Origin of the sequence: Lichenifustis flavocetrariae (assembly GCF_026130545.1) — a bacterium.
Classification (GTDB): domain Bacteria; phylum Pseudomonadota; class Alphaproteobacteria; order Rhizobiales; family Beijerinckiaceae; genus Lichenihabitans; species Lichenihabitans flavocetrariae.
In genome coordinates this window covers 24,731-43,205 of the sequence record NZ_JAMOIM010000012.1, presented here as the reverse complement: position 1 = coordinate 43,205, position 18,475 = coordinate 24,731, and the positions used below count along the sequence as shown (strand labels likewise).

The 18,475-nt window shown below is 64.5% G+C and carries 18 protein-coding genes; 5 read left to right on the top strand and 13 right to left on the bottom strand.

All coding sequences use genetic code 11. The features are described 5' to 3' along the window. Nucleotides 1-35: 35 nt before the first annotated feature. The 3 genes from mnmG to mnmE all read right to left on the bottom strand — a co-directional run bounded on the left by mnmG (nucleotide 36) and on the right by mnmE (nucleotide 4,213). Nucleotides 36-1,907, bottom strand: coding sequence for a tRNA uridine-5-carboxymethylaminomethyl(34) synthesis enzyme MnmG (gene mnmG, locus M8523_RS17930; protein WP_282586265.1), 1,872 nt, complete (start codon nucleotides 1,905-1,907; stop codon nucleotides 36-38). A gap of 176 nt (nucleotides 1,908-2,083) precedes the next feature. Further along, complete coding sequence (locus M8523_RS17925) at nucleotides 2,084-2,770, bottom strand: YkoP family protein (RefSeq protein ID WP_282586264.1); 687 nt, start codon at nucleotides 2,768-2,770, stop codon at nucleotides 2,084-2,086. Nucleotides 2,771-2,902: 132 nt separating this feature from the next. Continuing rightward, on the bottom strand, nucleotides 2,903-4,213 hold the full coding sequence (gene mnmE, locus M8523_RS17920) for a tRNA uridine-5-carboxymethylaminomethyl(34) synthesis GTPase MnmE (RefSeq protein WP_282586263.1): 1,311 nt from the start codon (nucleotides 4,211-4,213) through the stop codon (nucleotides 2,903-2,905). 38 nt (nucleotides 4,214-4,251) lie between these two features. On the opposite strand from mnmE, the gene M8523_RS17915 reads away from it, so the two are divergent. Beyond that, complete coding sequence (locus tag M8523_RS17915) at nucleotides 4,252-4,404, top strand: hypothetical protein (protein WP_282586262.1); 153 nt, start codon at nucleotides 4,252-4,254, stop codon at nucleotides 4,402-4,404. Between the two features lie 34 nt (nucleotides 4,405-4,438). Here the strand turns inward: M8523_RS17915 and rho are convergent, their stop codons facing one another. The 5 genes from rho to M8523_RS17890 form a co-directional block, all read right to left on the bottom strand. Continuing rightward, nucleotides 4,439-5,707, bottom strand: coding sequence for a transcription termination factor Rho (gene rho / locus M8523_RS17910; protein WP_282586261.1), 1,269 nt, complete (start codon nucleotides 5,705-5,707; stop codon nucleotides 4,439-4,441). A gap of 310 nt (nucleotides 5,708-6,017) precedes the next feature. Beyond that, a complete protein-coding gene (locus tag M8523_RS17905) occupies nucleotides 6,018-7,172 on the bottom strand; it encodes a DUF4167 domain-containing protein (RefSeq protein WP_282586260.1) in 1,155 nt (384 codons plus the stop codon). Nucleotides 7,173-7,626: 454 nt separating this feature from the next. Further along, entirely contained in the window at nucleotides 7,627-8,883 is a 1,257-nt protein-coding gene (gene rlmN, locus M8523_RS17900) for a dual-specificity RNA methyltransferase RlmN (protein ID WP_282586259.1), read from the bottom strand. Between the two features lie 15 nt (nucleotides 8,884-8,898). Continuing rightward, nucleotides 8,899-9,384, bottom strand: coding sequence for a peroxiredoxin (locus M8523_RS17895; protein WP_282586391.1), 486 nt, complete (start codon nucleotides 9,382-9,384; stop codon nucleotides 8,899-8,901). A 30-nt stretch (nucleotides 9,385-9,414) separates the two neighbouring features. Continuing rightward, a complete protein-coding gene (locus tag M8523_RS17890; RefSeq protein ID WP_282586258.1) occupies nucleotides 9,415-10,299 on the bottom strand; it encodes a protein-disulfide reductase DsbD domain-containing protein in 885 nt (294 codons plus the stop codon). Nucleotides 10,300-10,348: 49 nt separating this feature from the next. Here M8523_RS17890 and M8523_RS17885 point away from each other — a divergent pair, with 49 nt between their 5' ends. Beyond that, complete coding sequence (locus tag M8523_RS17885) at nucleotides 10,349-10,951, top strand: YqgE/AlgH family protein (RefSeq protein ID WP_282586257.1); 603 nt, start codon at nucleotides 10,349-10,351, stop codon at nucleotides 10,949-10,951. A 27-nt stretch (nucleotides 10,952-10,978) separates the two neighbouring features. On the opposite strand, the gene M8523_RS17880 is transcribed toward M8523_RS17885, so the two are convergent. From M8523_RS17880 to M8523_RS17865, 4 genes are all read right to left on the bottom strand, one after another. Further along, nucleotides 10,979-11,452: a cupin domain-containing protein gene (locus M8523_RS17880; protein WP_282586256.1), complete on the bottom strand. Its 474-nt coding sequence runs from the start codon at nucleotides 11,450-11,452 to the stop codon at nucleotides 10,979-10,981. Nucleotides 11,453-11,595: 143 nt separating this feature from the next. Continuing rightward, nucleotides 11,596-12,177: a cob(I)yrinic acid a,c-diamide adenosyltransferase gene (locus tag M8523_RS17875; RefSeq protein WP_282586255.1), complete on the bottom strand. Its 582-nt coding sequence runs from the start codon at nucleotides 12,175-12,177 to the stop codon at nucleotides 11,596-11,598. Nucleotides 12,178-12,243: 66 nt separating this feature from the next. Continuing rightward, nucleotides 12,244-12,441, bottom strand: coding sequence for a twin transmembrane helix small protein (locus M8523_RS17870; protein WP_282586254.1), 198 nt, complete (start codon nucleotides 12,439-12,441; stop codon nucleotides 12,244-12,246). A 28-nt stretch (nucleotides 12,442-12,469) separates the two neighbouring features. Then, entirely contained in the window at nucleotides 12,470-15,073 is a 2,604-nt protein-coding gene (locus M8523_RS17865; RefSeq protein ID WP_282586253.1) for a TIGR02302 family protein, read from the bottom strand. Nucleotides 15,074-15,314: 241 nt separating this feature from the next. On the opposite strand from M8523_RS17865, the gene M8523_RS17860 reads away from it, so the two are divergent. The 3 genes from M8523_RS17860 to M8523_RS17850 all read left to right on the top strand — a co-directional run bounded on the left by M8523_RS17860 (nucleotide 15,315) and on the right by M8523_RS17850 (nucleotide 16,557). Further along, a complete protein-coding gene (locus M8523_RS17860) occupies nucleotides 15,315-15,869 on the top strand; it encodes an SHOCT domain-containing protein (RefSeq protein ID WP_282586252.1) in 555 nt (184 codons plus the stop codon). 110 nt (nucleotides 15,870-15,979) lie between these two features. Further along, nucleotides 15,980-16,204, top strand: coding sequence for an antitoxin MazE family protein (locus M8523_RS17855; RefSeq protein WP_282586251.1), 225 nt, complete (start codon nucleotides 15,980-15,982; stop codon nucleotides 16,202-16,204). Continuing rightward, the gene (locus tag M8523_RS17850; protein WP_282586250.1) at nucleotides 16,201-16,557 is read left to right on the top strand and encodes a type II toxin-antitoxin system PemK/MazF family toxin; all 357 of its coding nucleotides are present in this window, start codon (nucleotides 16,201-16,203) and stop codon (nucleotides 16,555-16,557) included. Before M8523_RS17855 ends, M8523_RS17850 begins: the two co-directional genes overlap by 4 nt. Before the next feature lie 276 nt (nucleotides 16,558-16,833). On the opposite strand, the gene M8523_RS17845 is transcribed toward M8523_RS17850, so the two are convergent. After that, nucleotides 16,834-18,222 carry an AlbA family DNA-binding domain-containing protein gene (locus tag M8523_RS17845; RefSeq protein ID WP_282586249.1) on the bottom strand — a complete coding sequence of 463 codons (1,389 nt, stop codon included), beginning with the start codon at nucleotides 18,220-18,222 and terminating at the stop codon, nucleotides 16,834-16,836. Nucleotides 18,223-18,475: the final 253 nt, after the last annotated feature.

Below are 18,475 nucleotides of genomic sequence, written 5' to 3'. Positions count from 1 at the left end.
CAAGGCGCGCTCGCGGTCCAGTTCGATGGAGCGGCTCACGAAGCGAGCGCGGCCGGGGAAGGGCGATCGACATGGGCCAGCAGCAACGTGATGGCCGCAGGCGTGACGCCTTCGAGCCGCTGCGCCTGGCCGAGCGTCATCGGCCGCGCCGCCGCCAGCTTGTCGCGGATCTCTCGCGACAGGCCTGAGATCGCCGCATAGTCGAGATCCGGGGAGAGGGTGCCACCCTGTTCGCGCCGCGCGCGCTCGATGTCGGAGGTCTGCCGGTCGAGGTAGACGGCATAGCGCGCGTCCGCTTCGATCTGCGGCCGGATCGTGTCGGGCACGCCCGCAATCTCGGGCCAGAGGGACTGCAACATTTCCCATTCGACCGACGGGTAGGAGAGGAGCTCGAAGGCCGAGCGGCGCAAGCCGTCTTGGCTGACCGACATGCCGTGCCGCGCGGCCTCGTTGGGCGTCGCCTTGCAGCCGTGCATCAACTGACGCGCCGCTTGCAGGGCCTGCAGCTTGGCGTCGAAAGCCTCCGCGCGCTCGGTCGTGACGCAGCCGATCGCCAGCCCCAACGGGGTCAGCCGCTGGTCGGCATTGTCGGCCCGCAGGGTCAGCCGGAACTCCGCCCGGGAGGTGAACATTCGATAGGGTTCGGTCACACCACGTGTCACGAGATCGTCGATCATCACGCCGAGGTAGGAGGTCGACCGGTCGAACAGGATCGGCGCCTTGCCGCCGCATCGAAGGGCTGCATTGAGCCCTGCCGCGATCCCCTGCCCGGCCGCCTCCTCGTAGCCCGTCGTTCCGTTGATCTGACCGGCGAGATAGAGGCCCGGCAGCCGCTTCGTCTCCAGCGTCGGATGAAGTTCGCGAGGATCGACGAAATCATATTCGATGGCGTAGCCAGGTTGCAGGATCTCGGCACGCTCAAGACCCGGGATGGTGGCCAGGAAGGCCGTCTGCACATCGGCCGGCAGGGATGTCGAGATCCCGTTCGGGTAATAGGTCGTGTCGTCGAGCCCCTCGGGTTCGAGAAAGATCTGGTGGCTCTCGCGATCGGCGAAGCGCACCACCTTGTCTTCGACGGACGGGCAATAGCGCGGACCACGCCCCTGGATGGCCCCGGAAAACAACGGCGCGCGATGCATGTTGGCGCGGATCACCGCGTGGGTCGCCTCAGTGGTCCGGGTGATGTGGCAGTCGACCTGAGGCGTGGTGATGACCCGTGTGAGGCTCGAAAACGGCTCAGGCTCGTCGTCGCCGGGCTGCCGCTCAAGGCCTGAGAAGTCGATGGTCCTGCCCTCGAGACGAGGTGGCGTCCCGGTCTTCAGGCGGCCCAAGGCAAAACCGCGTCCCGCCAGTGTGGCCGAGAGGCCGAGGGCAGGGGCTTCGCCGATCCGCCCGGCGGGAATCTGGGTCTCGCCCATATGGATCAGGCCGCGCAAGAACGTGCCCGTGGTCAATACCACGGCACCGCAGGCCAGGGTGCGGCCGTCGGCCGTTTGCACGCCGGCGACGCGGCCAGCGTCGTCGAGGACGAGATCATGCGCCTCGCCTTCGAGGATCGTCAGGTTGGCGGTCGCACCCAACATGTCCTGCATGGCTAAGCGGTAGAGTTTACGGTCGGCCTGCGCGCGTGGCCCACGCACGGCGGGTCCCTTGCGGCGATTGAGCACGCGGAACTGGATGCCGGCCGCGTCCGCGACCCGTCCCATCACGCCATCGAGGGCATCGATCTCGCGGACGAGGTGCCCTTTTCCCAACCCGCCGATGGCCGGATTGCAGGACATGGTGCCGATCGTCCGTGCCTTGTGGGTCAGCAGAAGAGTTGTGGCGCCGAGTCGCGCCGACGCCGCGGCCGCTTCGCAGCCCGCGTGGCCGCCGCCGACAACGATGACGTCATATCGGGTGGTCATGATCGAGACGTCCAACACAAAGCCGGCCGGATCTCGCTCGCCCGGTCTACGGCAGTCCTGATCGCTGCCGAGTCCGGTCGGCCAACCTCAAGGGTCGGCGTCAGCCAAGCTCGAGCGAGAGATGTCGAGGCTTCACTTAACCGATCCGGATTTCGTTGGCCAGTTTCCGCGCAAGCTCAGCGTCGGTAAGCCAAGCCTTCAGGGGTTTTGGCGACGATCACGGCCGTACCGGCATAGCGTTGCAACAGGGTTTCGCGTGAGGCCCAGACCGGGCGCTTTTCCCGAACCATCTTGTCACGGCGCAAAGCCTTGGGGTTGTAGGTCCAGACGAGTGCCGCTGTAAGGACGTTTTCAAGTTGATCGTGGATGAGCGCCCAGGATGAGCTTGGGCCCTCATTGATATCTTCAAATCCAAGTCGCCCGATGATGCGCGAGACGCTTTCATTGGAGCAGCCGCGCCCGACGAAGTTGACGCGCGCGCGGCAGGCGCGCGCCGGCTGGAGCGCGGGATCGGTGATCATCTCGGCCGCGAGCAGCCGGAGGGAGTATCGGAGGCGTTTCGAAATATCCTGCGCCCAGGCGAGTTCCGGTCCTGAGGACGGCATCGGCGGGACCCGCTCGTTCCAGCAATGGATGTCGATGACGGGGTCGCCCCTCTCCACCCGCGAACCGTCTGAGAGGGAAAAACTCCAGGGCGACCGAAGGAGGGCATAGCGCAAGATGCAGCGTTCGTCGTGGCTGAAGGGTTTGACACCCTGATTGCGGCTGAGCCGCTGGTCGATCCCGCCGATGATCTGGCGGACGGGTCCCGCCTTCTGGACCTGTGGACGATCATAAGCGAACCCGTCAGTCGATAACGTCATGACCGCGCCACCCCGTCGTTCAACCATCCGACCAGCAATGTTCCTATAACGATCGGACGCGTCACAAGGTCCAGCAAGAACCCTGCCGCGCGACGAAAGGACTGTCGCGTCGCGTTTCACGTGAAACGCGCGTCACTTCCCAATGCAGAAGCGGGAGAAAATGGCCCCAAGCACGTCCTCAACCTCGATGCGGCCCGCGATCGTGGCCAGCGCATCGTTCGCCATCCTGAAATTCTCTGCGACGACCTCCGGCGCCTCGTGGAAGCCGAGCGACTGACGCAGCGCCCGCAGGGCGGCTTCGAGTGCCCCCCGATGTCGGGCACGCGCCAGGACGGCTGACTCGCCCCCCGAAAGCTCCTGGCTGACTTTCTGGCGGAGCCGCTCGGTGAGGTCCGAGAGACCCTGGCCGGACGGCGCCGCGATCAAGAGATCGTGGCCGGGAGCAGGAGTGAGGGTTCGATCCAACATCGTGCCGATCGTCCAGATCTCCGCGAAACCATGCTCGGCCGGTAGGGCAGGAGAGTCCGCGCAATCCTGTAGCCAAAACACGAGGTCGGCCGCCTTGGCGCGGGCGCGGGCGCGCTCCATTCCGGCCTGTTCGAGAGGGTCCTCCGAAACATGCAACCCGGCTGTATCGATCAGGATCACGGCGAAACCGCCGAGATCGAGTTCGATCTCGATCGCATCCCGCGTGGTGCCGGCGATGGGTGAGACGAGGGCCACGTCGCGTCTCGCGAGCGCGTTGAGGAGGGTCGATTTGCCGGCGTTCGGGGGACCCGCCAAGGCCACCACGAAACCATCCCGGATGCGCTCCGCGGTTCGCGGTTTGGCCAGTTCCTGCGAGATCCGCTCCGCAACCGCGGTGGCTGTGTCCAATGCTATGGCGAGAGCGTCCGCCGCCACATCGTCCTCGTCCGCAAAATCGATCGCCGATTCTGCGAGCGCCAGGGCGGTCAGGAGGTCGTCACGAAGATCCTGCACCCAGCGGCCGAGCACACCATCGAGCTGGTGGAGGGCTTGCCGACGCTGTGCCTCAGTCTGCGCCTCGATGAGGTCGGCGAGTCCCTCGACGGCCGCGAGGTCGAGTTTGCCATGCCCAAAGGCACGTCGCGTGAACTCGCCAGCTTCGGCCAGACGGCAATCAGGAACACGGCCGATGGCGTCGAGCAGCGCCGCCACCACGGCCCGACTGCCATGCACTTGGAACTCCGCTCCGTCCTCGCCCGTAAAGGAGGCCGGACCCGGAAACCAGAGCACCAGGCCGCGATCGAGCAACTCATGGGTTTGGGGATGAACGATCGCGGCCAGCACCGCGCGTCGTGGCTCAGGGCATCGGCCGATCAGGCGTTCCAGCACATGACGGCTGGCCGGGCCCGAAACGCGGATGATGGCCACCGCGGATCGGCCGGCTCCGCTGGCCAAGGCATAGATGGTTTCAGCCATTGCCGCGGGCCATGAAGGGAGAGGAAGCACGATGCGGCATGCCGGATCCGATCATCCAGAAAGCCCTTGGACCGATCTGCGTCGAAGGAGCCTTCGGAGAGCGCTGCGCCAATCCGAACCCGCCCCTGGCGCGTCGCTCTTCACAAGCGATGAGCGGCGGCGGGTTCACGCCGCCGCCCTTGTTTCCTTGACGTTCAAACCTCAGACGCGTGACGCAGGTCAGCGTCAGGTGTTCATCGAGTCGAAGAAGGCGCTGTTGCCCTTTGGCGTCTCACGCAGCTTGCCGAGCAGGAACTCGATCGCGTCGACCGTGCCCATCGGGTTGAGGATTCGACGCAGCACATACATCTTCTTGAGGATCTCGGGGGCGACCAGGAGTTCCTCCTTGCGGGTGCCGGAGCGCGTGATGTCGAGCGCCGGGTAGATCCGCTTGTCCGCCACCTTGCGGTCGAGGATGATTTCCGAATTGCCGGTGCCCTTGAACTCTTCGAAGATCACCTCGTCCATGCGCGAACCGGTGTCGATCAGCGCCGTCGCGATGATGGTCAGCGAGCCGCCTTCCTCGATGTTACGGGCCGCGCCGAAGAAGCGCTTCGGGCGCTGCAGCGCGTTGGCATCCACACCGCCGGTCAGCACCTTGCCGGAGGACGGGACCGTGGTGTTGTAGGCCCGACCGAGGCGGGTGATCGAGTCGAGCAGGATCACCACGTCACGACCATGTTCGACCAGGCGCTTGGCTTTCTCGATCACCATTTCGGCGACCTGGACGTGACGGGTTGCCGGCTCATCGAAGGTGGAGGACACCACCTCGCCCTGCACCGAGCGCTGCATGTCGGTCACCTCCTCGGGCCGCTCGTCGATCAGCAGCACGATCAGGTAGCATTCCGGGTGATTGGCCGTGACCGATTGCGCGATGTTCTGCAGGAGAACCGTCTTGCCGGTGCGGGGCGGGGCCACGATCAGGGCGCGTTGCCCCATGCCGATGGGTGCGACGACGTCGATAACCCGGGACGAGAAATCCCGGCGGGTCGGGTCTTCGATTTCGAGCTTCAGCCGCCGATTGGGATAAAGCGGCGTGAGGTTGTCGAAATGGACCTTGTGCCTGATCTTTTCCGGGTCCTCGAAATTGATCGTATTGACCTTGAGCAGCGCGAAATAGCGCTCGCCTTCCTTCGGGCTGCGAATCAGGCCCTCGACAGTATCGCCGGTCCGCAGACCGAAGCGGCGGATCTGGGAAGGAGAAACGTAGATGTCGTCCGGTCCAGCTAGGTAGTTGGCGTCCGAGGAGCGGAGGAAGCCGAAGCCGTCCTGCAGCACCTCGACCACACCCTCGCCGACGATCTCGATGTCGCGGCTCGCGAGCTGCTTCAGGATACCGAACATCAGCTCCTGCTTGCGCATGATGGAGGCGTTCTCCACCTCGTGCGTCTCGGCGAAGACCTGAAGCTCGGTCGGGGATTTCTCTTTGAGGTCTTTAAGTTTGATTTCCCGCATGAGACGGATCCTTGGCGCGCAACAGGAAGGGAGGGCGCGGCGCTATGGCAGGAAGGAAGTCCAGGCGCTCAGGTCGATCAAAAAGACCGGCGGAGCGTGGCCTGGAACAAGGAGGGAATTGTGCCCTAGCCGATTCGCTCAGCTAGAGCAAGAGCGATAAGGCGAGGAGGAGAGAAAAGGCCAACTCTTAGGAAGGCCCAGGACGGGAATTTCGTGTGTCCCCGCTACCCTCACATGGAGACGACGCGAAACGTCTCCATGGGCTTAAAACAAGCGTCTCCGCGCGATGCGGAGATCCAAGAGACGCCTGCTATTCGGAATCCACTTCACCGGCGGCCTGAGCTGCGGCCGCATCGGCCTCGATGGCGGCGCGGGTTCGGCGGCGGCGGCGTGGGCGAACCGCGAAACCTTCAGCCTCCGGCGCGGCATCCGCGACCGCCTCCGCAGCGGGCTGAGGCGACTCGGCTGCCAGGGTGGGGCTCTGTTGCGTAGCCACCTCGACAGGCTCGGGAACAGGAGGAGCAGCGGGAACCACGCTGCGCACCGGCGCTGTGATGAAGGCCGGCAAGTCCGAACCAATCTCCGGGTCCACCGTGGCGATAGGCTCCGGGATCCGGGGTTGCTCCCTCACGGAAGGATCACGGGTGTCGCGCTGATCACGACCCTCCTGTGGGGCTCGTTCATTACGCTCGCGGTAGTCCTGGCCGTCGCGCGGGTAGCGAGGCGTGCGCTGCGGGCGCGTGCCACGATCGTTCCGATAAGGCTTGTCGCCTTCGTACGGGGCGCGCTCGCCTGCGTTGCCGGACGCTGCCGGACGCTGGTCGCCAGCGGGCCGGTCGGTGACCGGGCGGTCCTGACGCGTATCGCGCTCTTGGCGTTGATCACGATCTTGTCGCGGCTCGCGATCCTGGCGCTGGTCGCGGTCCACTCGGGGCTCACGATCCTGTCGCTCGGCCCGGTAGCCATTCTCCTGTCCCTGCGGACGTTCGGCTCGTTCCGGCACGCCGGTTCGCTCGCCGTTGAATCCGGCGCGGTCGGCGTAAGGTTGTTGTCCCGTCCCTGTCGGCTGGGCGAATCTCTCGCTCGGCAGGGAAAACCGGTCGGGCATCATCACCTCGTCGTCGCCGTCGGCATCGTCACTTTCGGTGTCGCCGGGCTGGCGTGCGTAACCAGGTTGTGCCTGCTGCTGCGCCTGCTGGGCGGCCGCGATGATCCTGAAATAATGTTCGGCGTGCTGCAGGTAATTTTCCGCCGCGACGGGATCACCGGAGGTCTGTGCATCTCGGGCGAGCTGCAGATACTTCTCGCCGATGTGCTGCGCTGTACCCCGGATCTTCACATCGGGGCCGTTCGATTCATAGGACCGAGTGAGCGGGTTCGGACCCCGGCGGTGGCCGCCGCCACCATTGCTGTTGTTATTGTTGTTGTTCCGACCACGCATACGCTTGTTCTGACCGGGTCTCATCGAGTGTCCTTGAAACACCATCGCACTCACATGTTTGAAACAAGGACCCGACCGAGTCGCCCTTGCAGGCACTGCTTGGTTCAAGCCCACCCAATGTCACGTCGTGATCCCGAGTTTCTTCTTTAGAAGAAGGGTCCGTTTCGCGCCCATTACGAGAATCGTTGCACAATCGACCTCCAGGAGCCGGACGGTCCGGCTAAACAACCAGAGATAATCGCGCTCACGATCCAAGCGTTATTTGCGATACATTTTCACGGTCCTGTTCGGAGCGGATCGCCAGCAATAACGCCAATATCCCATCTGGGATGCGGCCACCCTGTAGGGGCCGCGTGGTTCTATTTTCTAGATAGCAGCTTCCACGACCCTTGCCAAGCCAGCTTTATCCAAATCTGCGGATCCAGCGGAGAAATCGTGGCCGCTCGGCTGATAAGCTTCGTTGGGCTGCACGGCCGTCTCAGGCCGAGAGGATATCCGCACCCGACGGTTCCGCTTGATCGCCCGCTTCCAGCATGAGCCGAGCCCGAGCCCGCAGCTTTTCCGTCTCGCTCTTGAGCTGACCGCAGGCGGCCAGAATGTCACGACCGCGTGGGGTGCGGACCGGACTCGCATAGCCGGCATTGAAGACGACGTCAGAAAAACGCTCGATCACGTTCCATTCGGAACATTCATAGCGGGATCCCGGCCATGGATTGAAAGGGATCAGATTGATCTTCGCCGGAATCCCCTTGAGGAGCCTGACGAGCGCCTTGGCTTCGGCCAGCGAATCGTTGACGCCCTTGAGCATCACATATTCGAAGGTGATGCGCCGGGCATTCGAGACACCTGGATAAGTGCGGCAGGATTGGAGCAGGTCGGCGATCGGATATTTGCGGTTGAGGGGCACGAGTTCGTCGCGCAGGGCATCGTGCGTGGCATGCAGCGATATTGCCAGCATCGTGCCGGCCGTGGCGCCCAAGGGTCCAATCTGCGGCACGACACCGGAGGTCGACACGGTGATGCGGCGGCGCGACAGCGACAGTCCCTCGCCATCGGCCATGATGCCGATCGCGGCGGTCACATGGTCTAGGTTGTAGAGTGGCTCGCCCATGCCCATGAACACGATATTCGAGACGGCTCGGTTGCCCTCTCCGGGTACAAGGCCGTCGGTCGGTGCCGTCAAGCCCGGGAAATCTCCCAGACGGTCCCGGGCCACGAGCAACTGCGCCACGATCTCGGCCGATGTCAGGTTGCGGACGAGTTTCTGGGTTCCGGTGTGGCAGAACGTACAGGTCAGCGTGCAGCCGACCTGGCTCGACACACAAAGCGTGCCGCGGTCGCTTTCGGGAATGTAGACGCATTCCACTTCGGCGCCCCGGTCATGTGGTCCCGTCGGAGCCAACCGGATCAGCCATTTTCGGGTGCCGTCGACCGACACCTGCTCGGTCACGACATCCGGGCGATCGAGCGTGTAAGCTTCCGCCAGACGGGCACGCAACCCTTTGGCGACATTCAACATCCCGTCGAAATCGCGAAGCCCGTGAAAGTAAATCCAATGCCAGACCTGCGCGACCCGCATGCGGATTTCACGTTCAGGCACATCGATCGCCCGAAGCGCCGTCGCCAGTTCCTCCCGCGTCATGCCGGCGAGCGTGAGCTTGGCTTGCGCCGGCCCCAGCTGCTTCAGCTCACCAGGGAGCGACAACCCGGATAGGGGAGCCTCGACGAGGGTCATGCGGGAAGGTCCTGGTTAGAGCGCGTTCAACATGGCGTCGGCGCCAGAGACCTCGGCTTGGCCGGGCGCATCTTCCACGGCCAATCGGGACACCACGCCGTCCTTCACCAGCATCGCGTAGCGCTTGGACCGCAGGCCCATGCCGTGCGCCGACCCGTCGAGGTCGAGTCCGACCGCTTTGGCGAAATCGCCGTTGCCGTCCGACAAAAACTCGATCTGCCCGGTTGCGCCGCTCTCTTTGGCCCAGGCCGCCATCACGAACGGATCATTGGTGCTGGTGACCGCGATCGTATCGACACCCTTCGCCTTGATGGCCTCGGCGAGCCGCAGGTAGCCGGGCAGGTGGTTCTTGTGACAGGTCGGCGTAAAAGCGCCGGGGACCGCGAACAGCACCACGGTCTTGCCTTTGAAAATCTCGGCCGTGCTGCGGGTCGCCACGCCATCGGGCGTGGTGATCCGGAACGTGGCATCCGGCAGATCCTGTCCGACTGCAATGACCATCATGTTCTCCTGACGTGCTATGTCGGCGTCTTAGGGCTTGGGGGGCGGCGCGTCGAGCGTTACCGGGACTTCGATGGCGGTTTCGACCCCCACCAGCGTCAAGCGCACCGGCAATGGCGCCGGGTCCTGCGGCCTCGCGAGCACATTGACGGTGTATTTGAGGCTTCCGTCGTTCAACCACAAGCCCGCGCCGGCCTGAACGAACCAGGGGTCCGGCGCTTCGGCAAACAGCATCGGAATATCGTTGCTGGTGGTTCTGGCCAGAACCGTCAGATGATCCTGCCCGGCATCCCCCTCGACGGAGAGAATGCGCAGCGGCCCGGCTCCGCCAACACCCGCCGGCGCCGGTACACGCGCCAGGGCATCACGAACGAGCCCGGCCTCGGGGCTTTGGCCATCTCCCGTGAGCATCAGCTTGCACTTCGCCTGCGCGGGCAGGCATTGCCGCTCGCAGAGGGCGAATGAAAGGGTGAGCACCAGCGACACCGGCTTGGCCGGCTCGGCCGGCGTGACCTCCAAGGGAAAGACCACCCCGCCTTTGTAGCCGAGGGCCTCGGCGCCATCTTCCGAAAACCGGCCCGGGGCAGGGAACAGGATCTTGCCATCCTTGACATTCGTCGAACCTTCGAATGCCGCGACCGGCGCCACACCCGCGTCCCCGGGCGATCGCCAGTAGGTCAGGTACATCGGATCGAGGTCGATCTCGATCCCGGCGAGCCGGACGCCATGTTGTTTCGGGGACGGCCCGGCGTCAATGAGCCGCACGCGAACATGATCGGCCTCCCACCAGTCCGAAACACCTCCGCCTGGTTCCGCCCGAGCGGCGCGTAGCCCGACTGTTCCCGCTGCCGCAAGGCCGGCGCAAACGGCGCGCCGTGTTGGTCCCGCAATAAGGGTCCGGAGTGCTTTTGCCATGACTCACATCGTTTCTTGCCACTTGCGCCGGGAGGCACATAATCGCCAGATGACGCAAACTCGTTCCAGATCGAAACGCGACGGCTATCTGGATGGCCAAATGCTCGTCGCGATGCCGGGCATGGCGGACGAGCGCTTCAGCCGCTCTGTCATCTACATCTGCGCCCATTCTCAGGACGGCGCGATGGGGATCATCGTCAACCAGCCGGCGCGAAAAGTCACCTTTTCGGAAATCCTCGTCCAGCTCGACGTCTTCGGCGGCGAAGCCGCGGGGGCTGCGCCGATCGACAATGTCCCGGTGCTGCGTGGCGGGCCGGTCGAATCCGGGCGCGGCTTCGTGCTCCATACGGCGGACTATTACGTCGACAATTCGACCCTGCCGATCGATGATACGATCTCGCTCACCGCGACCCTCGATGTCCTGCGCGCCATCGCGGCCGGCAAAGGGCCGCGCCGGGCCGTGCTGGCACTCGGTTATGCCGGGTGGTCGCCGGGACAGCTCGAAGCGGAAATCCAGAGCAATGGCTGGCTGAATTGTCCAGCTGACGCGAGCCTGCTGTTCGATCCGGTGCTCGACGAGAAGTACAATCTCGCCCTGCACAAGATCGGCATCGATCCGGTCATGTTGTCGGGCGAGGCCGGGCACGCCTGAGCCGCGTCTGCCAGCCCGCTCCGTTCATCAGGAGCCGGGATGGGATTCGGGATAAGGTGTGCCGTCCTTGCGGACGAACCGACCGTCAGCGTTGGTGCTCATCATGTCGATGTCGGAGCAAGTCGTCACATCGGCAGGGGAGCGCGTGCCGATTTCAATGTAAACCGCCGTCGTCGCCGATCTGTTGATCATGTGATGACCGTTGCCCGAGCCTTTCGGAAATGCCGCGCACTCACCGGCGCGCAGCACCGACTCGCCGCCATCCTCGATCAGGATCAACTCGCCTTCGAGCACATAGACGAACTCGTCTTCCGCCGAGTGCCAGTGGCGTTGGCTGGACCAGGCGCCCGGCGCCAGACGCATGAGATTGATGCCGACCTCGGTGAGGCCGCCGGCATCGCCGAGCCGCTGTCGAAGCCGATCCGCACAAGGTTGATCGAAGGGCGCCGGATAACCCGTCCCTTTGTGGACCGGCACGGTGGCGACGTCGACCTTCGGCATGGCGTTTTCCCGCGATCTGTCATCGAGCCGATGCGTGGCCGGCGCGCAGCTCGACCGCACGCCGATATACTCCCAAGCCTAACCTCCAACGGGAAGAAAGGCTTTGCGTTTCCCCGACTTCAACCTGAAGCGAGCCAAGCTGTTCAGCGGTTACGGCCTGGCACCCAGAGCACGTCCGCGTCTCCCTTGGCATTCACCCAGCGCGACGCCACGAACAGAAAGTCGGAAAGCCGGTTCACATAACGGAGCACCGCTTCGCTGACGATCTCATCGGGTTCCCCGCGCAGCGTCACGATTGCCCGCTCGGCGCGGCGGCAGATGGTGCGGGCGAGGTGAAGGGCCGCGGCCGCCGGGGTGCCGCCGGGCAGAACGAAGGACCGAAGGGGCGACAGGTCGGCATTCAGCGTGTCGATCTCGCTCTCCAGCCGGTCGACCTGATGCTGCGTCACCCGGAGCACCTGGCCTTCGTCCTCGCTGGGCGCCGGGGGGCGGGCGAGATCGGCCCCGAGGTCGAAGAGATCGTTCTGGATGCGTCCGAGCATGGCGTCGACCTCAGGCGCATGGGCGGCGAGGGACAGGCGCGCCAGACCGATCGCGGCGTTCGTCTCGTCGATCGTGCCGTAGGATTCGACCCGGAGATCCGACTTGCTGCGGCGCGCCCCATCGGCGAGCGCCGTCGATCCGTCGTCGCCGGTACGCGTGTAGATACGATTGAGAACGACCATTGCGGCTCCTGATTTGGCGCGAAAGCCTGAGCCAGAGCGGTCGTCGGACCGGCTCGTCGTTCAGGTTCAACCCGAGTGGCGGAAGTACAGGACCGTCATCATGACCACAATGGCCAGGAACTGCAGGCCGACACGGAGCCGCATCAGGCGTTGCGACGTGTTCGACGAGCCGCCCCGCAACATGTTGATCAGCCCTGCGAAGAGGACGAGCACCACCAGGCCGAGGGCGACGCCCGACACGATATTGCCGGTTGTATAGGACATGGGCGTCTTTCGGGTTTGGCCGCCGACCTTAGTAGCGCTTGAGCAGGCGTTCCAGATAATCCTGCTCGTCCTGCGACCGCGTCGGATCGGCAAGGCGACGGCGCAATTCCTCCATGACCCGCGCCGCCCGGGCGGCGAGCCCGCCGCTTACGTCCAGCTGATTGTTCTGCGCGGAGCCGCGTCCCTGTCGCGGACGCCCGAGTGGGTCTGTGCCGTCGCCTTCGTCGGACGGGGTGTCACCCTCTCCGGGCGCCTGCGCCTGACCGGATCCCTCGCCACTGCCTTGTGCCATCTGCTGGCCGGCTCCGTTCATGCCGCGCTGAAGGCCTTCAAGGGCCCGGCCCTGGGCCCCAACGGCGTCACCAATCCCGCTCTGACCCTTGCCAAGGGCATTTTCGGCCTGTTTCATGGCTTCCTGGGCATCGGAAAAGCCTTGCTCGTCCTTCAACCCCAGGCCACGCAAGCGCTGCTGCAACGCCTGCAGCTGTTGCGACAGAGCATGTTGACGGCGCTGCAATTCACCCAGGCCGGGGGAGGGCTGCTGGCCGTCCCCACGCTGTCCTGGCGAGGCTTGGCCCTGCTGCCCAGGATCGCCCTGTTGCCCATCTTGCGCCGAATCTTGATCCTGCCCGGCCTCCTGGTCGCCCTGTTGATCGAGATCCTGTCCGTTGCCCTCCCGAAACGTCTTGTCCCGCACGTCGCCCTGGTCACGCATCATGCGGTTGAGCTCGTTCATGGAATTGTTCATCTCGCGCGCCGCCTGCGACTGCTGGCCTCCGCGGCGCGCGGTCTTCAGGTTGTTCATGATGCCGTTGAGCTGATCCAGCAGGCGCTGCGCCTCGGCCATATCGCCATTGCGGGCCGCTTCCTCCATGCGGTCCATCAAGGATTTCAGATCCTTGTCCGTGACCGTTCTGTTGCGTTCCCCCTGGGCCTGCTGTGAGGGATCGCGGTTCTGGTTTTGCTGCCGCGCCATTTCGGACAGGAACTTGTCCATCTGGCGGCGCAGGTTCTCGGTCAGGCGCTTGATTTCGTCCGGCGGCGCGCCCCGCTCCATCGCGTCCTTGAGATCCTTCTGGGCGGCCCGCAGATCCTGCTCGGTCTGGCTCATGTCGCCATTCTCGATGCGCAAGGCCATCGCCCAGAGAAAGTCCGCGACCGCGACGAGTTGCGGATCGGTCTTCGCCTCAGCGAGCGTCGTCTGTGCGGTGTGGAGGCCGAGATAGATGCCGAGCGGTACGTCGAAGACCTCCGGTGCCATGGCAAGGGCGTCGAGGGCGGCCGCCACCCGGTCGCGGTTGTCGGGATCGAGCACGAGGTTGCGGCGCTGCTCCACGAGGGCTCGGGCGAGCGGGTTGGTGAAGGGACGCGCCGGCAGGACGAGATCCACCGGCTTGCTTTCCCCGGTGTTGCCGGCCTCGTCGCGTGCCGTCAGGGTCATGGTGACCCGCGCGCCCGCCCACGGGTGATCCGACAGGTCGAGGGTCGTCTTGGCATCACCGAGCGCTCCGGGCGTGGCCGGCAGGCTCAGCACACCCTTCGGCGGATCGACCAGCGTACGCCCTGTCACGGGTTTGCCGCCGATGACAGGATGGTCGAAATGGGCCTCGGCCCCGACCACCCCGTAATCATCCTCGAGCGTGTAGGCGAGACTGAGAGATCCCCGATAATTGGGGCGCGGAACGCCGCTGAGCGCGATACGGGGCGGGAGGTCGGGGATGGCCTTCAGGGGAACCGTCCTGACCGTCGTGCCGTCCTGCGTCACCGTGAGCGTGCCGTCACCGGAGAGGATCAGGTGCCGATCCAGTCCCGTCGTGCCCGGCTTCGGCGCCGGTGGCGCCTTCGCGCCCTCCTTGACGGGCGCCGGCCGCAAGCCGCCGTCGGTCGTGACGTCGACCAGGCTCGGGCCGGCAGCTCTGACCACGACGGTGGAGCCCACCGGCACGCTGATCGCCTCGGCCGTCTGTTGCCTCGTCGCCGTCCCCTGGCCCATCAGAACCAAGGGTGGTCTCCCGGTATAGGCTGGTGGATCCACCCAGGCGTCGATCCGGGTCCCGAGCCGGCCGCTGTCGTCGGTTCGCCACGCGAAAGCCGCCGCCACGCGCCCCTCCTTGTCCGGGCCGGCAACGAAACCAGCCGCCACAAGGGCCAGGATCACGCCGGCCCGCAGCGCGAAAGCGTCGCGTTCGACCAGGCGGGGCGACGGCGCCGCCACGCGCGTGCCCGTGGCTGCCTTCTGCAGACGCTTGCGATGGAGATCCCACAGGGCGCGGGTCGCGGGATCGGCACCCGGATTGGCGAGCGCATCCTGGCTCGTCGCAAAGGGCCGGTGGGGAATCTTCGAGTCACGATCGAGCCGGGCCAGAGCCTCGGCTCGCCGCGGCCAACGCAGGCGGAGGAGGCGGGACGCGGCCCAGCCCAAGGCTGCAACAAAGACGACAAGGCCGACGCCCCGCCCCCAGAGCGGCAGCACCAGCCACAAGCCGAGCCATGACAGAACGAAGAAAATGGAGACGATGGCAAGACCGAGAACGATCGGGGGCCAGACACGCTCGAACAGCAATACGGCCTTGGCCCGCCCGATGAGACGGTCGAGCAGGCTCGATTCCATTGTTTCCGGCCCGCGTCCCATATCCGACTCCGGTTCGGCCGCGCGTGTCACGTCCTCGCCACGACTATAAGGCGGCCTTTCCGGCCTTCACAAGGCGGCGACACCGCGAGTGCCGCGACAGATGACCCCGCGCCGGCAGCGGCCTTCGGCATTTTGTGCCTCGCTTCAATGCAGTTCAACGGATCGGGCATGCCGAATAGCCAGGCCGCGCTTGCGTGCGACCAGGGATGGCCCATTTCATTGGAACATCAGAGAGGGCAACATGAGCGTACAACCGGAGCAACTTGCAGAAGCCGCCCGCCGCCATGGCTTCAGCCTGGCCGCCGCCGAAGCCCTGTTTGGCGCCCTCGTGGCCGGCGGGGGTGGCCAAGCACAATTCAGCCATCCCGAACTCGGCGGCATGGGCCAATGGTCGAACGGCATGACCCAGATCGGCGACATGTTCAATGACGGGCTGAAGGCCAGGGTGAACGGCTTTTGCCAAGACATGAGCGCCGCTGCACGCGCGGCGCGTTCGACAGCGACCGGAACGAACGGCGGTACCGGAGGCGCCGTCGGCCGGCATGGCTCGGCCCATTGGTGGCCCTCCGATCTCGGATCGGCGTCTTCCTCAGGCGCGCAAAATGGCATGCGCTACGCCTGTTTCCCCGAACGCCGCCGCCTGGCTATCGAGCGCGACGGTCAGGTCACGATCTACGATACCGGGCATTACCGCCTCACCGGCTTCTCCCAGCAGCAGGGCAGCGATTATTCCTTGTCCTTCTCAGGTCCGGACGGTCCCGTGTCGCTCGATAGTTTGTCTGTCGTTGGCCCGTAAAGGGGCGAAGAGTGGGCCCATGGGACTTCTCTTCTTTGTTGCAAAACCGGGAGATAGCCAGGGTATACGACTCATGATAGGTTACATGTAACTCATTCGGATTGCCAGTCATGGCGCGGACAAGAGACCCTAAGCCGACCCGCGTGAAGGTGCAGGAGCATCGCGATCGGCTGCGCGCGCAGGGACTGCGGCCGATCCAAATTTGGGTGCCGGATGTTCGGGCACCGTCCTTCCGTTCGGAGGCTCACCGTCAGTCGTTGGCCGTGGCGGCGAGCATTCATGCGACCGAAGATCAGGCGTTCATCGACGCGGTGTCGGGCTGGGACAATGAATGAGGCGGGGCGACATCTGGACCGTCTCTGGCGGAAAGGATTATGCGGGCAAGCCGCACCCGGTCGTCATCGTGCAGGACGACGCCTTCGACGCGACGGATTCCATCACTGTCTGCGCCTTCACGACCGACCCGACCGAAACGCCTCTGTTCCGGCTGCCGGTGGAACCGAGCGAGCGCAACGGGCTGCGCGCTCCTTCCCGGCTGATGGTGGACAAGATCACCACCGTCCCGAAATCCAAGGCCAGCGAGCGGATCGGCCGGCTGGATGACGAGGATGTGGTGCGGCTCAACCTGGCCGTGATGGTGTTCCTCGGCCTGACGGTGTCGCCGAGAGCGGGGCGGAACGGGGAATGATGAGCGGTGCCCCCAGCAGGGTGAAGCGCGGCGTGGGGCAATCATGGGCCATTTCGTGCTTCAGGACGGAGGGAGCCAAGCCGCAGATATCGGTGTGCCTACTCAGGTGTCGTGCCAAGTTCAAACTGATTCTCATTCACCCTGAGCGGCCAATTTAGAGGTGATTCAATTTCCAACTTAGGGGTGATTCAGATCCTAGGGCGGCCAAGTTAGTACCGATTCAGGGCAAACTACGCGGATCGGGGCCTGCAAATTACAATGCATACTTTGTAGCACTCAATCGTCAAACAATCGAACGCCGCCCGTTTTGAACTTGCCGAACTCACGCTCGACCACCCCGCGATTGAACCAACGGTCGGGAGTGCCCCACCCCGCTTCAGGGAACAGGTTGTACATCGGCATGATGACGGCGGTGAAAGCGTCGAAGTACGTATCCCGAAGCCGGGCCCATGGAAGCGTGACCGTGTGGATAAAACGGTCGTCGGCCACTTGGCCCGGCGTGACAAACCTCTGTTCGTCCCACGTCAGCATGCGTCCGGCCATCCCTCGCCAATCCATGCGGACGACGATCTGCTGAACACCTGGGATTTCCTGTCCCATGAATCGTGCATGGGCCAGGAGAGAGTGCACGCGAAGAAGCGAAAAGCCGACTTCGATGCGGCGAGGGATTCCGGAACGCAGGCCGCCGTTATCCTCCGGATAACTTTGCGATATCGCCGCTATTCCCGTTTCATAGATGCGCCAATAATCCAGGGAGCCGCCGATAACGGCGCTGGCGGCAAGGCGCATGCCTTCCAAATAGCTTCGATCACGCCCGAGGAGCCGGCCCGTCCTGAGCTGGGGGGCTCGTTCGGGCACGTTCAGCGGCAGGAACGAGGCCCATCCGATGTAGGCCACCTCACCCATGGCGATGGAAGCGCGCTGGTTGAGGCCACGAACATTGCCCAGCTCGATCAGTTCTCCATCGTCGCCGACCAAAGCGTAGGCGAGCGTACTGAAGTTCTGGCCGGCCTGAGCGATGTTCTTCTGGTCGGATGCGGCGACGCGCGGCGCCAACTCGCCGGTCTGCTCGGAGAAGTCACTGGCGGTGGCCTCCACCGCCTCCAGCAAGGCGTCGATAGCGATAGCGCTCGGCCGACCCGGTCGTGCGATGGTTTGCCGGACGATATTGCCCAGAAGATCCGCGCGGTGCGTCAGGCACCGATCCAGCAATGCGTTCCAGTCGTCGGCGGAGCGGATCTGGGCCCTTTCGGGCCCAGCAGCCCTGACGTAAATCTCCCCTTGGCGAACGCCGACCGGCCGATTGTTCTCCTGCGGCCCATCAGTGACGGCTATGATCGGCCTTCCGGCATGCGAAGGCACGACGATCACAGGGTACAGAACGCCGTCATGGCTGGCTTCTTCCAGGCGGACCTGTATGCGGGGATCGAGGTACTTCTTGACGATTCCGGAGATGGCGTCCTGGGAGAACATGCTGCGATCGAGCCCAGGGCCGGGTTCGCCTTGGGGGAGACGGCTCTTGTCGTCGACGCCGAAGATCAGGTAGCCACCACCGTGATTCGCCAGCGCAGCGATGTGCTTCGCCAATTTGGCACGGACTGGACCCTGGGTGGTGTCCATCCAAGCTTTGTACTCGACGCTCAGGTCTTCGCTCTTGCCGCTCACAAGCTCCGACAGATTCGAGTTCGGCATGCACCTGCTCCGTTGAGGAAGTGAGCGACTCCCGCGGACGGCTTCGAATTGCAAGCGTCACGAACGCAGGGCGCGACCATCATCCATTTCGCGACGACCCTCCGTCCAAGGTCGCCATCCAAGTCAAGCCTGATTCGCTCAAATGCCTGACGACAAGTCGCTTTCGCAAACTCCAAGACAGAATTGATTCGACTGCACAGGACAAAACTGATTCAGGGCTGCCAAG

Bases quoted from the DNA above. Each gene is read 5' to 3' on its own strand.
- M8523_RS17850 (WP_282586250.1), top strand. From the start codon at position 16,201: ATGAGGCGGGGCGACATCTGGACCGTCTCTGGCGGAAAGGATTATGCG.
- M8523_RS17905 (WP_282586260.1), bottom strand. From the start codon at position 7,172: ATGAGACCCGGTCAGAACAAGCGTATGCGTGGTCGGAACAACAACAAT.
- M8523_RS17880 (WP_282586256.1), bottom strand. From the start codon at position 11,452: ATGCCGAAGGTCGACGTCGCCACCGTGCCGGTCCACAAAGGGACGGGT.
- M8523_RS17895 (WP_282586391.1), bottom strand. From the start codon at position 9,384: ATGGTCATTGCAGTCGGACAGGATCTGCCGGATGCCACGTTCCGGATC.
- M8523_RS17855 (WP_282586251.1), top strand. From the start codon at position 15,980: ATGGCGCGGACAAGAGACCCTAAGCCGACCCGCGTGAAGGTGCAGGAG.
- M8523_RS17875 (WP_282586255.1), bottom strand. From the start codon at position 12,177: ATGGTCGTTCTCAATCGTATCTACACGCGTACCGGCGACGACGGATCG.
- mnmE (WP_282586263.1), bottom strand. From the start codon at position 4,213: ATGGCTGAAACCATCTATGCCTTGGCCAGCGGAGCCGGCCGATCCGCG.
- rlmN (WP_282586259.1), bottom strand. From the start codon at position 8,883: ATGACCCTCGTCGAGGCTCCCCTATCCGGGTTGTCGCTCCCTGGTGAG.
- M8523_RS17885 (WP_282586257.1), top strand. From the start codon at position 10,349: ATGACGCAAACTCGTTCCAGATCGAAACGCGACGGCTATCTGGATGGC.
- M8523_RS17890 (WP_282586258.1), bottom strand. From the start codon at position 10,299: ATGGCAAAAGCACTCCGGACCCTTATTGCGGGACCAACACGGCGCGCC.
- M8523_RS17865 (WP_282586253.1), bottom strand. From the start codon at position 15,073: ATGGGACGCGGGCCGGAAACAATGGAATCGAGCCTGCTCGACCGTCTC.
- M8523_RS17915 (WP_282586262.1), top strand. From the start codon at position 4,252: ATGCCGGATCCGATCATCCAGAAAGCCCTTGGACCGATCTGCGTCGAA.
- rho (WP_282586261.1), bottom strand. From the start codon at position 5,707: ATGCGGGAAATCAAACTTAAAGACCTCAAAGAGAAATCCCCGACCGAG.
- M8523_RS17870 (WP_282586254.1), bottom strand. From the start codon at position 12,441: ATGTCCTATACAACCGGCAATATCGTGTCGGGCGTCGCCCTCGGCCTG.
- mnmG (WP_282586265.1), bottom strand. From the start codon at position 1,907: ATGACCACCCGATATGACGTCATCGTTGTCGGCGGCGGCCACGCGGGC.
- M8523_RS17925 (WP_282586264.1), bottom strand. From the start codon at position 2,770: ATGACGTTATCGACTGACGGGTTCGCTTATGATCGTCCACAGGTCCAG.
- M8523_RS17860 (WP_282586252.1), top strand. From the start codon at position 15,315: ATGAGCGTACAACCGGAGCAACTTGCAGAAGCCGCCCGCCGCCATGGC.